Origin of the sequence: Streptomyces lateritius (genome assembly GCF_014649715.1) — a bacterium.
Taxonomy (GTDB): domain Bacteria; phylum Actinomycetota; class Actinomycetes; order Streptomycetales; family Streptomycetaceae; genus Streptomyces; species Streptomyces lateritius.
The window spans coordinates 1-512 of record NZ_BMTO01000054.1; the positions used below are offsets into that span (position 1 = coordinate 1).

At 67.8% G+C, this 512-nt stretch carries 1 protein-coding gene; it reads left to right on the forward strand.

Annotated features, from left to right (window positions below):
• Positions 1 to 512 (forward strand): hypothetical protein (locus IE136_RS35245; protein WP_189602570.1); only part of this gene is annotated, 512 nt, incomplete at both ends.

Consider the following 512-nt stretch of genomic DNA (forward strand, 5'->3'; position numbering starts at 1 on the left):
TACGCCGATGTGTTGCCGGACACCGATGTGCAGCTGGTGCCGCTGGCGGAGGGCTTCAAGGAGAACGTCGTCCTGCGCTCGCCGCAGGCGGCGAACTCCTGGACGTTCCCGCTCGCGGTGAAGGGGCTCACGCCCCGAATAGCCGCCGACGGTGATGTGGAGTTCACGGACGCGGCGGGCGAGGTCACCGCGACCATCCCGCACGCGTTCATGGAGGACTCCAAGATCGACCCGCGTTCGGGCGACGCCGCTCAGTCGCGGGCCGTGTCCTATGAGCTGGTCATGGTGGACGGCAAGCCCGCCCTGCGGATGACCGCGGACCGTGCGTGGCTCGACGCGCCCGAGCGGGTCTACCCGGTGACCGTCGACCCGACGGTGACGGCGTCGAACTCGACGTACGCGCAGAACACGATCGGTGGTGACCACTCCACCGAGACGCAGATCAAGGTCGGCTCCTACGACTCGGGCACGAACAAGGCGAACTCGTTCCTGCAGTTCTCCTCGCTGGGCAC